This is a genomic window from Klebsiella huaxiensis (assembly GCF_003261575.2).
Lineage (GTDB): Bacteria > Pseudomonadota > Gammaproteobacteria > Enterobacterales > Enterobacteriaceae > Klebsiella > Klebsiella huaxiensis.
Genome location: NZ_CP036175.1, coordinates 4,766,635 through 4,781,476, shown reverse-complemented (window position 1 = coordinate 4,781,476; position 14,842 = coordinate 4,766,635). Strand labels below are relative to the sequence as shown.

12 protein-coding genes, 1 tRNA gene and 1 pseudogene are annotated in these 14,842 nt (G+C 49.3%); 2 read left to right on the top strand and 12 right to left on the bottom strand.

Going from position 1 to position 14,842, the window contains the following annotated elements:
- Positions 1–17 precede the first annotated feature (17 nt).
- Positions 18–1,646 (top strand): class I SAM-dependent methyltransferase, encoded by a 1,629-nt coding sequence (locus tag DA718_RS22870; protein WP_407657802.1) that lies wholly within the window; start codon positions 18–20, stop codon positions 1,644–1,646.
- Between the two features lie 47 nt (positions 1,647–1,693).
- On the opposite strand, the gene DA718_RS22865 is transcribed toward DA718_RS22870, so the two are convergent.
- From DA718_RS22865 to proB, 10 genes and pseudogenes are all read right to left on the bottom strand, one after another.
- Positions 1,694–2,857, bottom strand: a complete 1,164-nt coding sequence (locus tag DA718_RS22865) for an MFS transporter (RefSeq protein WP_110273872.1) — start codon at positions 2,855–2,857, stop codon at positions 1,694–1,696.
- Positions 2,858–2,873: 16 nt separating this feature from the next.
- Positions 2,874–4,151: a hypothetical protein gene (locus DA718_RS22860; RefSeq protein ID WP_112214028.1), complete on the bottom strand. Its 1,278-nt coding sequence runs from the start codon at positions 4,149–4,151 to the stop codon at positions 2,874–2,876.
- Between the two features lie 36 nt (positions 4,152–4,187).
- Complete coding sequence (locus DA718_RS22855; protein WP_227015962.1) at positions 4,188–5,375, bottom strand: ROK family transcriptional regulator; 1,188 nt, start codon at positions 5,373–5,375, stop codon at positions 4,188–4,190.
- Positions 5,376–6,290: 915 nt separating this feature from the next.
- On the bottom strand, positions 6,291–6,785 hold the full coding sequence (locus DA718_RS22850; protein WP_112214029.1) for a hypothetical protein: 495 nt from the start codon (positions 6,783–6,785) through the stop codon (positions 6,291–6,293).
- Complete coding sequence (locus tag DA718_RS22845; protein WP_048287128.1) at positions 6,769–7,101, bottom strand: STAS-like domain-containing protein; 333 nt, start codon at positions 7,099–7,101, stop codon at positions 6,769–6,771. Before DA718_RS22845 ends, DA718_RS22850 begins: the two co-directional genes overlap by 17 nt.
- Positions 7,091–8,371 (bottom strand): ATP-binding protein, encoded by a 1,281-nt coding sequence (locus tag DA718_RS22840; protein WP_227015961.1) that lies wholly within the window; start codon positions 8,369–8,371, stop codon positions 7,091–7,093. Before DA718_RS22840 ends, DA718_RS22845 begins: the two co-directional genes overlap by 11 nt.
- A 319-nt stretch (positions 8,372–8,690) precedes the next feature.
- Positions 8,691–8,990, bottom strand: a pseudogene (locus DA718_RS22835) (Arm DNA-binding domain-containing protein); the annotation flags it as partial.
- Positions 8,991–9,156: 166 nt separating this feature from the next.
- Positions 9,157–9,232: transfer RNA gene (locus DA718_RS22830), tRNA-Thr, on the bottom strand.
- A gap of 111 nt (positions 9,233–9,343) precedes the next feature.
- The gene (proA, locus tag DA718_RS22825; RefSeq protein WP_112214030.1) at positions 9,344–10,597 is read right to left on the bottom strand and encodes a glutamate-5-semialdehyde dehydrogenase; all 1,254 of its coding nucleotides are present in this window, start codon (positions 10,595–10,597) and stop codon (positions 9,344–9,346) included.
- Positions 10,598–10,607: 10 nt separating this feature from the next.
- Positions 10,608–11,711 carry a glutamate 5-kinase gene (proB, locus tag DA718_RS22820; protein WP_112214031.1) on the bottom strand — a complete coding sequence of 368 codons (1,104 nt, stop codon included), beginning with the start codon at positions 11,709–11,711 and terminating at the stop codon, positions 10,608–10,610.
- A gap of 290 nt (positions 11,712–12,001) precedes the next feature.
- Here proB and phoE point away from each other — a divergent pair, with 290 nt between their 5' ends.
- Complete coding sequence (gene phoE, locus DA718_RS22815) at positions 12,002–13,057, top strand: phosphoporin PhoE (protein WP_112214032.1); 1,056 nt, start codon at positions 12,002–12,004, stop codon at positions 13,055–13,057.
- A 62-nt stretch (positions 13,058–13,119) separates the two neighbouring features.
- Here phoE and DA718_RS22810 read toward each other — a convergent pair whose 3' ends face one another.
- Together DA718_RS22810 and DA718_RS22805 are read right to left on the bottom strand one after the other, a co-directional pair.
- Positions 13,120–13,680 carry a C40 family peptidase gene (locus tag DA718_RS22810; RefSeq protein WP_112214033.1) on the bottom strand — a complete coding sequence of 187 codons (561 nt, stop codon included), beginning with the start codon at positions 13,678–13,680 and terminating at the stop codon, positions 13,120–13,122.
- Between the two features lie 300 nt (positions 13,681–13,980).
- Positions 13,981–14,763: an AraC family transcriptional regulator gene (locus DA718_RS22805; RefSeq protein ID WP_112214034.1), complete on the bottom strand. Its 783-nt coding sequence runs from the start codon at positions 14,761–14,763 to the stop codon at positions 13,981–13,983.
- Positions 14,764–14,842: the final 79 nt, after the last annotated feature.

The following is a 14,842-nucleotide window of genomic DNA, read 5'->3' as shown; positions in this document are numbered from 1 at the left end:
TCAATAAGGAAATGATAATGACTATTGGCACGATTATTACCGGTACCAGACACGTAGCGTTGTTATCCGGGGAGCGCAAAATCCCTTGGGATGAACCCGCTTTTAGCCAGCGTATGCTGGAGAACCATCTTTCACAGGATCACGACTGGGCCAGCCGCAGGCTGGTGGTTATTGAACAGCAGGTGGCGTGGATTGCCGGGCAGTTACCTGCAGGCGCTCGCATTCTGGATCTTGGCTGCGGGCCGGGCTTTTACACCCGCCAGTTGGCTGAGCGCGGCTTTTGCTGTACGGGCGTGGATTTTTCTCCGGCCTCGATCGCCTGGGCCCGCCGGCAGGCGCAGACCGCCGAGCTGAATATTGATTATCAGCTGCAGGATGTACGCACCTACGAGCCGGGAGAACAGTTTGATTTCATCATGATGACCTTTGGTGAACTGAACGTGTTCAGCGCGGCAGATGCCCGCTCGCTGATTAACCGCTGTGCGCAGTGGCTGACCCCGGGGGGAAAACTGCTTATCGAGGTTCATACTTATGATGAAGTTAAACGTCAGGGAATGGCGGAACCCGGTTGGCAGCGCTGTCCGCAGGGGCTGTTTCTTGCCACGCCGCATCTGCTGCTGACGGAGCACGCCTGGGAGCCGGTAGCGCAAACCAGCTCAACGCTGTTTATGGCAATTGAAGAGAACGGCAACGTGACGCGCTTCGGCAGCCAAATGACGGCCTGGCAGGATGAAGAGTACCTCGACCTGCTGCGCACGGCAGGTTTTACCACGATTATCCGCCCGGATAGGGCGGAATGGCCGGTCAGCGAGACCTTTGAAGGCAAGCTATATGCGCTGTTGGCGGAAAAAAATGAACCCAATTCTCTTACTTCAAATTCAATAAAAGGAATTCCAACATTGGATATCCCACGTATTTTTACCATTAGTGAAAGCGCTCACCGCATCCATAATCCATTTACACCGGAAAAATATGCCACGCTGGGCCGCGTGTTACGTATGAAGCCAGGAACCCGGATACTCGACCTCGGCAGCGGCTCGGGGGAAATGCTTTGTACATGGGCTCGGGACCACGGTATTAGCGGTATCGGTGTCGATATGAGCGTGCTATTTAGCCAGCAGGCTAAACAGCGGGCGCAAGAACTTGGCGTTGCCGACAGCGTTGATTTTATCCATCAGGATGCTGCCGGTTATGTCGCCGATGAAAAATGCGATATCGCAGCCTGCGTGGGTGCCACCTGGATTGGCGGCGGTGTTGCCGGGACTATTGAGCTGCTGAGTAAAAGCCTCAACCCTGGCGGCATGCTGCTGATCGGCGAGCCGTACTGGCGTCAGGTTCCGGCAACGGAAGAAATTGCACAAGCCTGTGGCGTCTCTTCGCTTTCGGACTTTCTCACTCTTCCCGAATTGGTTTCCTCTTTCGATAAGCTTGGCTACGACCTTGTGGAGATGGTGCTGGCCGATCAGGAGGGCTGGGATCGCTACGAAGCGGCTAAGTGGCTCACCCTGCGCCGCTGGTTAGAGGAACATCCGGACGATGACTTTGCGCCAGAAGCCCGGGCTGAGCTGACGATAGCGCCAAAACGCCATGTAACGTATACACGTGAATATTTTGGCTGGGGCGTGTTTGCTCTAATTGCACGATAGTTGAAAATACCCGGCATAGCTTAAGGGTTATGCCGGGTTCACATTGCTTAATTTTCCGGGTTTTCTCTAATAAACAAAGTAAGAACGAAGAAAATGGCGACAAAAGCGATAATCAAGTTGAAGCCTAACGAGACGCCATACATCTGGGAGACCTGGCCGATAAGCCAGCCTGCAAAGGCACCACCCATTCCCGAGGCGACGTAAATCAGTCCCATGGTCGAGCCGCTTTTATCGGTGAGTTTTGTTGCCACGGCGGAGGCTGTCGGGAACAGGACCGACATGGCAAAACCAAACACCATAAACAGATAGACAAATTGGCTGGCAAAGTAGCGGCTGGCAATGATGGCGAGCAGCGAGAACAGCGAGAACAGGATTAAGGTTTTGCGGTCGCCCAGCTTGAGGTTGATAAACCCGCCAATAAAGCGACCGATGGTGAACAGCATGGCAAAGCTGGATATGACGTAAGCCGCTGTGACCATTTTGTCTTCAGCAGAAGCGCCAACAACGTCAAGCGAGCTGTAAAATATCGGGAAAAAGTTCAGGAACGCCGCTTCGGCAGCGACGTAGAACAGGATAAAACCAATCACCAGCAGCAGGCGTCCCTGGCTAAGAATATGGATAAAATCAGAGAGCTGCATGTCCATACCCTGTGCTTTTTCCAGCTTCAGGCTGCTGAGCACCAGAATGATGATGGCGACAATAATGGCAATCCCGACGTAGAACAGTCGCCATGAGACGTGATGGGAGAAAAGCTGCTGTAAAATCAGCGGAGTGGCAATCATTCCCACGCCGAACATGGCGTTAGAGACGTTGAACATCATGCCAGCTTTTTCTTTATAGAAGGTTGGGATGACGGTAATGATTGAGACCAGCATCGAGCCGATGCCCAGGCCAACAATCAGATAGAAGCCGAAAAACAGCAGCACGCTGAACGCCAGGCTGGTACCGACCAGACCGACGGCCATCATCAGCGAGCCGATCAGCATCATGATCTTCAGCCCTTTCTTATCGGTAAAGTAGCCGGTGAGCAGGCTGGCAACCAGAAAGCCTATCTGGAAGAACATAATCAGTGTGCCGATCTGCCCCATGTTCAGATTGATGTCGTGCTGGACCTGCTCAAGTATCAGACCTTTTGTGTTCTGTATGCCGCCAAGAAGAAACATGGTGACAAACAGCAGGAAAAATACTTTCCATTTTTGTTGGTTAGCCATTGTTGATTCCCCTGTGTTAGCTAGTGGGCTGCTGATAATGGTTGCCTGTGGCGTCGAAAAGCGACTGTTCCGCCCAGCCATAGCAGTAATAAAGCAGATCGTCGCAGTCGCTTTGCTCTGCGGCATGAATGGCCTCCAGTAGTGCCTCTGGAGGCAAATTCCACATCTGGATCCCGCTGTAAATAAAGGTCCCTGGTTGTGATTTTTCGCGAACAAGGTTGTTTTGCTGCTTCACAAATTCAATCGGGAAACCCTCCGCTTTGAACTGTTGATAGCTGATGTCGTAGGGCAGATTGAACAGGCGCATAAAGGCGCGGAAGGCGCTTTCACGCTGGGTGTCATCTTTGGCGAAATATTCAATCAGCCCCTGAACGTCCGCGCCGCCGCCGAGCTTATGGTAAGGGAAGTGCTTTAGCGCTTTGGAAGAGCGGGTCAGCGCCTGATAATCCTGACCTAAAATCCAGGCGTAGGCTGGTGGCCAGAGATCGAGCCACAGTTCGCTACGCCCGGCGTCCCTGTCGCTAATTCCGGACAGCAGGTTCTGTACAAAGCGGGAGACGCTATGCTGGCGGAACGCCATCCAGCGTTGCAGGAGTGGGTCATTTAATAACGCATCGACGGTGGCATCGTACTGGCTGGACTTCATTTGAGCCACCAGGTTTTCCAGGCGTGCGCGTACCGCATCAACGTTGATGCCGATTCGGGTCATTTCGCTTTGACAGTGCGGGCAGAAGCAGGTGAATAATCCTCTGGGACTGACATTTTTACCTGCCCAGTCGGGATAGCGGATGCGGTCAATCAGGAATGTTGAATAACCATACTGAGCTTTAATAGCGCTGAAAGTGGCAATCCAGAGTTCAATAACGTCTGGGCCGTTAGGGCACAGCCAGTGCTCAACCGGGTTTCCGCGAAAATCGATCACCTGATTGTTTTCAATCTGTCCGGCAAAATCGCCATTGAGAATGTTAACCCAGGGGATCACCTTATAAGGACCGTTATCGGTCGCCTGCTTCAGATCCTGCATAGGATCGGATCCCGCAAGAATCGTGGGATCGACGCGCTGGTTCAGGCGCTGCGATGGCATGTCGAGTTTGGCATGCAGCGTGGCGGTACCTTGCACAAATTCATGCTTAGGGTTGTGCGGCAGGCGGCCTGTAGGATAGGGGTTGCGTTCAAAGATGGTATTGACCTCAACAAAGAGGCTATCGACGCCGTTCATTTTGTTAATGCGGTCAAGTATCGAGTCGACGCCTTCATCAAGAATATCGTGTGGGTGTAGATGGATCCCGGCCATTGGCTGCTCCTTTTTGTTCTGACGGCTGGTTTGTATTTATATAAGTTGTGTGTCGGGCATAAATTGAATCGATGGGTAGACCGCATGGAGCGCCAGCATAGCCATGCCATATAACGGCGCTTTTTCTTTTAATTCGGAAAGTTCGACGGATACCCGGGTGTTGGCAAACAGATGCCTGTCGAGATTGGCCTGTACTCTTGGCATAAAGAGTTCAGCGGATTGAGAGACGCCACCCGTAAGAATGACCTTCTCGAGGTTAGCAATTGTCACCATATTGAGAATGCCGATGGTTAAGTAATCCGCCAGCTCCTCCAATAACATGGTGGGTAGCGTTTCACCTTTGGTGGCGGCGGTGAGTATTTCATGGGCGTTCATGTTTTTGCCGCTAAGTGCGGACATTCTCTCTTTGAGCCCGGAACCGGAGCAGTAATTTTCGAAGCAGCCTTTATTTTTCCAGTTCTGATTAAGGTGGTTGCGTTCAAACAACATATATCCGATTTCACCGGCGGCATTATTGATTCCCCGGATTATCTTTCCATCCATTAGCAGCGCCGATCCCAGCCCGGTGCCAATACCAATAAGCGCGGCGCTATGGACGTGCCGACATTTTCCTTTCCACATTTCGCCAATCAGCGCTGCCCGGATATCGTTTTCCAGTACGACCCTGATATTCAGGCGCGCGTTTAATTCATCGGCCAGCGGAATGTTGTCCCATTCAGGCAGGTTAGGGGAACCTTCAAGCACCGTTCCACTGCGGTAGTCAACAATCCCCGGCGTTGCGACGCCAATGACCTTCAGCTTCTCACGCGGAATATGATGCTGTTCGATAAATGCCTGGATACTGGCGCTAAACAGGTCGAGAAATTCCCGACGAGTGGTGACGTCATAGGTCGATTCCTGATGCTGAGCGAGCAGTTCTGCATTGAGATTAAAGAGCGAAAAGGTGATTTTGGTTCCGCCTAAATCAATGCCGATGCCGAGCCCATGGTTGGGATCAAAGTTAACCAGGATGCCTTTACGCCCCAGGCCGCCGTCTTCGCTGACTCCACTTTCATAGATGATTTTTTCTTCCAGCAGGTCACTCACGATTTCAGAAATCGTTGCTTTAGTAATACCGGTAGCCTTGGCTATCTGGGCGCGAGAAAGGGGAGAGTTCTCGCGGATAACGTTGAGGACCACGGATGCGTTCATCTGCCTTAAGGTGTTGGGAACATTCAGCTTCAAAGTGTCATTCCTTTAGTTTGTAAACTAAACTAATTGATCGATAAAATGCTTTTTAAACTCGTTTTATTTACACTACCGCCTTTTTAACTGGCTTATAAAGCGTTATTTTTGATCATATAGTTTGTTTTGTATATTTTATGGAGGGGATCACAAAATGGGGTTGTTGAGATGGTTGCTGAGAGGATGCGGAGGCGGCCAGACAAGTGACCGACTGAAGCTTTAGTCACCAAACGCCTGGTCCATTGTAAGGCGGTAAGGATATCGATGTTGGCTTGTTAAATCGGAGGAACCATGCGTCGATTAAACCTAAATAACCTGAGATCTGGTTAAGCCGTCATCAATGTTGCCATGTCTGAAGGGGCATTTTGATTGATTACTTATTCTCTTTGAAGCATGAAGCTATCAAACTGCACATCATATTCAGCATAAAAGCGTGCAGACTCTGGTAACGTGTGCCGCTGGGGACAACCTCAAGATACAGGCCAGCACCATCGACCTGTCATGCATTAAGCTTCATTGGAGGAATCTCCTTTGACCGAACACAGAATGCCCCCACTTATGCCCCCAACTGTAACTTGATTCCGGTTGAGTCCGGTTGATAACAGGAGATAAGATACGGGCTTGAAGCCGCAGTATACGGGCTTTAAGTTGATTTCGGTAGACATGGGGAGAGTTTGAAATGGTGCCGATAATAGGAACAAAACACAAATCACGAAACCATTGATAAATATTATTTTTATTTCGTTTTATTTTATGAAATACCCCAAAAGTACCCCCAACTCATATCACATCCTTCCCTGTTAAGCAGATAAAACTGTGGGTAACAATATCTTTGATGAGGTTTGAGACAAGTTTAACCTTTCAAATTTTATACACATGTAACTCGTTTGCGCCTTGTGCACAAGGCGCTAGTTATTAAGGTAGACTATCTGGATCAGTATTTGGTGTGTTACGTTTTGATGTAAATATGGATTTGATTTTTTTCAAGTAACTATCAAAAAACCATTTTGTATAATTACCTTCAATTTCCTCTAAAACTGAATATTTCATCTCATGAAGTTCATTTTTATAATCACACTTTTTACTTAACAAGTCTAAAGGTGTCGATCTGAGAGAGGATAACTTCTCATCGCATAATAATTTCTTACCAATTCTTTGTGACAAATGAGATAACTGCATTTCAATCAATGAAACATTTGAAGCCAAAAAATTATCCAACTCTAATTCTTTAGTATCTCTTGAAGAAAGCTTATCTAAAACTTTATCAAATAGAGATTCTATTTGTTGGCAAATCTTATCTTTTTGCCTAGATATGTCATTCCGCTTGAATGCTCTGTTATTGAAATAAGACGCAACAAGCCAACCAATTATAGCAATCCCAATACTTGTATAATTAACCTCTGCCTGCATCGCTCTCTGCCTTATTCAATCTTTCATCAATCAAGGTCTCGATACTCTTAATATCTTTATGAGTATAGGTCAGTTTTTTCTTAAGTTGGCTTAATGTATAGCCTTCTACTCGGATCAAACCACCAAACGCTTCATCAATAAATGAACGCCCATAACGATTATATCCAGTCAACTCAACATGAACTAAATCATACTCTTTGAGAAAGCCTGCCAGATATTTACGGAAGTTTTCCCCACAGCCAGCCCCATCGTCAGGATAGCGCCCGTAAGGTTTACTGTTGAAGTCTTTGATAACATTGATATTTTTAGTCTTCATAGCTGACCTTGATGTTCCACTGAATTAAAGTACCTGGTACTTTATGAGTTAACTCGTTAATTTTATCACCTTTCTGATTAGAAAGCTTAAACATACCTAAGTTACTGTAAATCCAAAGATTTCCATGTTCATTATTTAGTACCAAGGCTTTGATACTCTTACTCCCTTGACCATGTTTATCATTGGCAGTACCGGTTACGTCTCCAATCATAGAAATTGCTATTTTTACTGCATCAGAAACAATACCCACTTTCACTTTAGAGCGTTCTGTATAACCTAAACCTATTCTCTCAAGCTCTTCTTTAACAGCAACTTTTAGGCCGGGATATTCTGATTTAAGCGTACTCATAAACCATGTCTTCTGCATTACTGTTTCAGGTATACCAACACCTTCATCATATATAGCAAGATAAAGTTGATCATGAATTACGTGACATGCAAGCCACCATTGCTTTTCATCATTGTTTTTATGTGGATAGGCGTGTAAACCAACGTTATTTATTGCTTCCTGAACAGCATCTGCATATGTGTGTTCTGTTTCAGGTTTCATCTTGTTTTTATAAATTTCTTTCTGAATGAAATCTATAATCTCATCTCTATATTCCCCACCAACCCCACTAATAATTGGTAAATTTTCAACATTTTCGAAGACAGGTTTTATTTTTTCGCCCCGACATAAAGCGACAAGACCTGAGTCTCTTAAAAGCTGATTAACCTTAAAATCTGTTGAAAATAATATTCTGTACGATAAACCTTTACGAATTGAAGTCTCAACACTGGCATAAAGGATTACTAATGCCGCCATTTTCATTGTTTTTGTATTTGTAAAATCCAAATACAATCTCTCATCAGGATTATATATTTTATTCCTAACCTCATATATCGAGCGTAGAGAGCGTACAAAAAACAGAGGCTTATCTGGTGAATATATTGAAAACTCAGATGGAAACCGAATTAAGGTATTATCTTTTTTCTTTTGAGACTTTTTTTGCTGACGAAACTGCGAATATTCTTTCCCTTGACGAGAAACTCTTCTCTGCCACCTTTCAAAGGCTAGCCTAATTTTTACATCTTTTTCCTTATTAGCCTTGTTTACCATGCGTTCCCTACCAAGATGGTGATCTTTTCGTACTACGAATGATAGTATAGTTACACCAAGATTGGTATACAGACCACACATCCAGCACAAAAAAAATCCGCTGACAAAGCCATAAAAAAACACTTTAAAATCAAATGGATATATATGTGCGATCATAATGGCACCGTTCATAACCATCCTCAAGAATGGTCTGGTTTTGTTGTAGTCTAAAAATGCTAAAGTCTTATCGTGCCTTAAATCAGCATCGAAGTTAGAATCTCAAATTAATCCACAAATAGGTTTGTTGCTGAAAAAATGCTATCCAAGAAGAAAAGTCATTAGACTTGAAATTATTAACTAACACCTAACAACCACTCAATAAAACTCACAAATATATTCAATCATTATTCCAGATAACATTTACCGAAGAAACCAACGGTATGCTTCAGACATCCTTGAGGCTTTCAACAAAGATGTGTTCCCTTACATTGGCAAAAAACCAATAGCCGATGAAGGTGTTGTTTAACTGCGTTTCACGGGCGATCTTCTCTTCCCGTTTCGCTTCCATAGGATCGATACCCCCAGCGATACCCCTTTTGGCTTCTTCACGTTTTGCCCGAGCATCGGCCAATGTGACTTCAGGATACACACCCAGCGCTAACAGCTTCTCTTTGCCGGCTACACGATACTTGAGCCGCCAGTATTTGCCGCCATTAGGTTTAATCAGGAGATACAAACCACCACCATCAGCCAGCTTGTAAGGCTTATCTTTAGATTTGGCGGTGTCCACCTGCCGGGCGTTTAGTTTCACTTGGGGGGACCTCCTCTAGACCGAACAGCAAATACCCCCATAAGTACCCCCAAACGACCGTAGATTTCAGGGAACTTTAGTAGACGTAGAAATACTAAAAGGGGCTGCAAGTCGCAGAGTATAAGGGGTTTCAGTGAACTTTAGTAGACTTGGGGAGACGTTAGAATGGTGCCGATAATAGGAGTCGAACCTACGACCTTCGCATTACGAATGCGCTGCTCTACCAACTGAGCTATATCGGCCCTGCAAGACGTGCTTAGAGCGTAAACACGGGTTAGAAGGTTAAAACTAAGTGGGTGATGCGTCAATGCCCTTGCGAATCAAACGGCTACTTTTGCATCACCCTTTCAGCTTTAAGCACGAATGGTATCGTCGCCGAAACCAATCCACTTATAGGTCGTCAGCGCTTCCAGACCCATCGGGCCGCGCGCGTGCAGCTTCTGCGTGCTGACCGCCACTTCCGCGCCGAGGCCAAACTGGCCGCCGTCGGTAAAGCGGGTAGAGGCGTTGACGTACACCGCAGAGGAGTCCACTTCGTTGATAAAGCGGTTCGCATTGCCCAGCGTGCGCGTCAGGATGGCGTCCGAATGCTGGGTGCCGTGCTCGCGAATATGGGCCACGGCCTCGTCCTGGTCGGCAACCACCTTCACGTTCAGATCCAGCGACAGGTATTCGTTGTCATACTGCTCTGCTTTCACCGGAACTACGCTCGCCGGGCCATTTTGCAGTACGGGCAGGGAGGTCGCATCGGCGTGCAGGCTGACGCCGCTTTCCGCCATTTGCTTGCTCAGCGCGGGCAGAAAGCGCTGAGCGATATCCTGATGAACCAGCAGCGTTTCGACAGAGTTACAGGCGCTTGGGCGCTGAACCTTAGCGTTGACAATAACTTTCAGCGCTTCGGCAACGTCGGCCGAGTGGTCGATATAGATATGGCACACGCCAATTCCGCCGGTGATCACCGGGATCGTCGACTGCTCGCGGCACAGCTTGTGCAGACCTGCGCCACCGCGCGGGATCAGCATATCGATATACTTATCCATCTTCAGCATCTCGCCCACCAGCGCGCGATCCGGGCTCTCAATCGCCTGGACAGTGGCTGCCGGTAAGCCGCACTCTTGCAGCGCCTGCTGAATCACCTTCACCGTGGCGGCGTTGGTGCGCCAGGTCTCTTTGCCGCCGCGCAGGATCGCCGCGTTACCGGTTTTCAGGCATAAAGAGGCAACATCGACGGTGACGTTTGGACGCGCTTCGTAAATCACGCCGACCACGCCCAGCGGCACGCGGCGGCGCTCAATGCGCAGGCCGCTATCGAGCAGGCCGCCATCGATCACCTGACCGACAGGATCGGCCAGATTGCAAACCTGGCGGACGTCGTTGGCAATTCCGCTCAGGCGCGCAGGGTTGAGCGCCAGGCGATCAAGCAGCGCCTCGCTTAAACCGTTGGCGCGTGCTTCCGTCAGGTCCTCAGCGTTAGCACGCAGAATCTCTTCAGTCTGCGCTTCAAGATAGTCGGCAATCTTTTCCAGCACTTGGTTCTTTTCGCGGCTGGAAAGCTGCGCGAGTTTGTACGAGGCCGCTTTGGCAGCAATGCCCATTTGTTCCAGCATTTTCAGCTCCTTAACGGATAATCATGTCGTCACGGTGGACGGCGACCGGGCCATATTCATAGCCCAAAATGGCATCAATTTGCTGCGAGTGGTGCCCGGCGATACGGCGCAGGGCATCGCTGTTATAGCGGCTGACGCCGTGGGCGATATCGCGGCCTTCAAGGCTACGAATGCGGATCACTTCACCGCGTGAGAAGTTGCCGGTGATGGTTTTAATCCCTTTCGGCAACAGAGAACTGCCGCGTTCGAGAATCGCCTGGGTTGCCCCCGCGTCAACGGTAATTTCACCCGCCGGCGGTGCGCCGAAAATCCAGCGCTTGCGGTTTTCCAGCGGCGACTCCTGCGCGTGGAAGCGGGTTCCTACAGAGACGCCTTCCATCACATCGGCAATGACGCCTGGACGACTACCGGCAGCAATAATGGTGTCGATACCCGCGCGGCAAGCGACGTCGGCGGCTTGCAATTTGGTACCCATCCCGCCGGTACCCAAACCAGACACGCTATCGCCCGCGACGGCGCGCAGGGCATCATCAATACCGTAAACGTCTTTAATCAGCTCGGCCTGCGGGTTGTTACGCGGGTCGGCGGTAAACAGGCCCTGCTGATCGGTCAGCAGCAGCAGTTTGTCGGCGCCTGCGAGAATAGCGGCCAGTGCCGAAAGATTATCGTTATCGCCGACTTTAATTTCAGCGGTTGCCACGGCGTCATTTTCATTAATGACCGGCACGATGTTGTTATCCAGCAGCGCGCGCAGGGTATCGCGGGCGTTAAGGAAACGCTCGCGGTCTTCCATATCGGCACGGGTCAACAGCATCTGACCAATGTGAATGCCGTAAATAGAAAACAGCTGTTCCCATAGTTGGATAAGACGGCTTTGACCGACTGCCGCCAGCAGCTGTTTGGAGGCGATGGTCGCGGGCAGTTCCGGGTAACCGAGGTGCTCACGTCCGGCGGCGATCGCCCCGGAGGTCACTATCACAATTCGATGGCCCATCGCGTGCAGCTGTGCGCACTGGCGCACTAATTCAACGATATGGGCGCGGTTCAGGCGGCGGGATCCGCCCGTTAAAACACTGGTGCCCAGTTTTACCACCAGCGTCTGGCTATCACTCATGATTCTCTGCCGTTCAAAAAGGAGTTTCGATATCGAATTGATGTTGTAACAGGAGTCAGCCCGCTTGCCAACACCTGGCGTCATGGACAAGCCACTTCATTGCGCGGATCGGGCATTCTGGCGGGGAAGTGTGACATATTCATGACGGAAATAATTAAATACCCTTTTTTATAAAAAGTTCCATGTTGTCATAAATTTTTAATATTAGAGCGTTAAAAAACCTGCAGTTTTTGACGGGGCTTCCGCCCGGAATTGATTAGCGCGTATAAATAAATCACCAGGACTGAATAATGAAAAAGAGCTCACTGGCATTAATGATGATGGGTCTTATCGCTTCTTCGGCTACACAGGCAGCAGAAGTTTATAATAAAAACGGTAATAAACTGGACGTTTACGGCAAAGTCAGAGCGATGCACTATCTGAGCGACTATGACAGCAAAGATGGCGACCAGACTTACGTTCGTTTCGGTATCAAAGGCGAAACGCAGATTAACGACGAACTGACCGGCTACGGTCGTTGGGAATCTGAGTTCTCCGGTAACAAAACCGAAAGCGACTCTTCTCAGAAAACGCGTCTGGCATTCGCTGGCGTGAAATTGAAGAACTACGGTTCATTCGACTACGGTCGTAACCTCGGCGCACTGTACGACGTTGAAGCCTGGACCGATATGTTCCCGGAATTCGGCGGCGACTCTTCCGCGCAGACCGATAACTTTATGACCAAGCGCTCCAGCGGTCTGGCAACTTATCGCAATACTGACTTCTTCGGCGTGGTGGATGGCCTGGACCTGACCCTGCAATATCAGGGTAAAAACGAAGGCGATCGCGATGCCAAAAAACAGAACGGCGACGGTTTCGGTACCGCGTTAAGCTATGACTTCGGCGGCAGCGATTTCGCCATCAGCGCAGCGTATACCAGCTCTGACCGTACCGATGCCCAGAACCTGCTGGCTCGCGGCGTTGGTAAAAAAGCGGAAGCCTGGGCAACCGGCCTGAAATATGATGCCAACAATATCTACCTGGCGACCATGTATTCAGAAACCCGCAAAATGACGCCAATCAGCGGTGGCTTTGCGACCAAAGCACAGAACTTTGAGGCCGTGGCTCAGTACCAGTTCGATTTCGGTCTGCGTCCGTCCCTGGGTTACGTGCTGTCAAAAGGCAAGGATATCGAGGGCGTGGGTAGCGAAGATCTGGTCAACTACATTGATGTTGGCGTGACTTATTACTTCAACAAAAACATGAACGCCTTTGTTGACTACAAAATCAACCAGCTGAAGAGCGATAACAAACTCGGCATCAACGATGACGATATCGTCGCTGTCGGTATGACCTACCAGTTCTAATAAATTCACTGGTAAGAGACAACAAAGCCGCCATGGTGACAGGGCGGCTTTGTTATTTATGATTAACGATTTTTGGCCAGATGCAGATTATCGTTATTCATTGTTATCTGGGCGTTATATTCCTTCGGCAGGCGGCGCGCCTGGTAGAATACCGATTGCCAGTACGGATTATCCAGCGAGGATCGCATGACCCCCTGGCTGGTAGAGGCATGAAGGAAATTACGATCGGTATCGTAGAAGCCGACGTGCATCCCGCCTTTAATACGGAAGAAAACTAAATCTCCCGGCCTTAGCTGCTGCGGGCTCACGCGTTCTCCCATATGCAGCAATTCACGAGTGGTGATGCGCTCCATCGGCAGGTTGAAGCGATCTTTCAGCGTTCGCCAGACAAACCCGGAGCAGTCGACACCACTTTGCTCAGTCCCGCCCCACTCGTAGGGCGTTCCTTCCCAGGTATGCATCTGATCGTGCAGAGCGGCGATCACCGGGATCAGATCGTCAGAGCCACCGTCGATTGTCGAATGACTACTCTGAGCGGTTTTATGCGGTTTCGATGAGGATGAACATCCTGCCAAAATCAAAAAAGGAACGAATAATAGCGCGTGAGAAAGTTTAGGCTTCATATCATTGTTTTTCGTCACTGGAGAACAGGCCGTGGTCTTTTATAGCCGATTCGCTACAGCGTCAGAATGACCAAACGCAAAATTTACGAAAACTTACGTAAAGAATATATGTCAGATCGCGAAGTTAAAACCAAAGGGCGCTATTTATGCCAGAGTTTCGTCATTCCGTATTAATAAATTATCGCTTCCTGAAACAATATTTCATGGATAAATGCTTTGGTTCAGGTATCCGATGCATGGATAAATCTTCATCATCCTGACATTACACCGCCTTCCTGAACAAACGGGAAGGGGGTTGGCCTACGTCGGTCCGCCGTTCATCTGGCGGATAAAGGCCATCGGTGAACAGCCCATTGCTTTACGGAACATGGCGGTAAAGGCGGCCGGATACTCATAGCCCAGACTTAGCGCGACTTCGGTAATCGAATGCCCTTCACGTAGTGCCGTCATGGCGTACATCAGGCACGCCTGCTGGCGCCAGTCGCAGAACGCCATCCCGGTCTCCCGGCGAAAAATACGATTAAAAGTACGCACGCTTTTACTCATTTTTTGCGCCCATTGCTGCGGCGTACTGCGGATAGTCGGCTGGCGCTGAAAATCGTCGCACAGCGCTGCGAGGAGCCTGTTCTGCGGCAGTGGCGTAAACATCGGCAACGGCGTGGCAGTGCGCAGTTCGTGGAGCAGCAGTTCAATCAACGCGGCATCGCGCCCGCTCTCTTCATAGAGCAGAGGCAGCTGGCAGGCGGCCAGCAGAAGTTGATGTGTCAACGGGGAGACCTGTAAAACTTCACAGCGCTCGCTTTTACGCGGGGCGGCTTGCGCATCAATATACAGGCTGTGGGTGCTGACGCCCGGCATCCAGACGCGATGCGGTTTCGTCGCCGGGATCCATACTCCGCTGAACGGTGGAACCAGCCACTGGCCGTCATCCGTTTCTACCTTCATTAACCCGTTCATAGCGTACAGAAACTGCGTCCGCCGATGGCTATGACGTTCCAGGAGAGTATTGGGCGGATAGTCGCTACCCAACGCCAGCACCCGGCGAGGAAGATGATCGACGTCATTGATTGCTACATTGCGCATAAGAATTAGTCCTGGCTGAAATTCGTAATAAATTGGCTTTAAAGCGTAAGCCAGCCATCTCGTTATTCTATATTGTTAT